Genomic DNA, 606 nt, shown 5'->3' with positions numbered 1-606 from the left:
AGCTGGTCTGCAGGTTGGCGACCACCGAGGTGAAGCGGTTCTGCACCGCACCCAGGTCGGCGCGGGCCGAGTTGACCGAGGTCAGCGCCTTGTCGACGACTTCCAGGGCCTGCTGCGCACCCTTGACCGAGCTGATGTCCAGCGAGGACACGAAGCTGGAACTGGCGGTGGCGGCGGCGGTGACGGCGGTGATGCCGGTCAGGCCGACCTGGGTCGCATTCGCCGGGACGGCTACGGTACCCGCGCCACCGGTGATCGTGCCCGCGGTCAGCGTCACGTCCTTGTCGGCCTTCAACGATTCCAGCGTGATGCCGCCGGTGCCGCTGACGGTGGCGCGCAGGCCGGTTTCGCCCATCTGCGAATTGATGCCGGCGGCGACGGCCTTGGCCACATCGACGCCGGTATCGCCGGCCTTCCAGCTGACGTCGCTGATGGTGACGCCATTCAGCACCATGCCGGACAGCTTGCCGTCGGAGGTGGCGGCGGCCGCATCGGTGGTGGCGACGCGGTCGGCGGCGAACTTGACGTTGCCCAGCGCGTTGGCCTTCGCATCGACGGTCTTGTCGATGGCGATGGCCTGGCCGGCGTTGGCGCCGACCTGGAACA

1 protein-coding gene is annotated in these 606 nt (G+C 69.0%); it reads right to left on the bottom strand.

Going from position 1 to position 606, the window contains the following annotated elements; translation table 11 throughout:
- The coding region (locus tag AX730_RS10915; RefSeq protein WP_269746993.1) for a flagellin at positions 1 to 606 on the bottom strand (606 nt) is incomplete at both ends.

This window comes from Pseudoxanthomonas mexicana, from assembly GCF_001556105.1.
Classification (GTDB): domain Bacteria; phylum Pseudomonadota; class Gammaproteobacteria; order Xanthomonadales; family Xanthomonadaceae; genus Pseudoxanthomonas_A; species Pseudoxanthomonas_A mexicana_A.
This window is presented reverse-complemented; position numbering and strand designations above follow the sequence as displayed.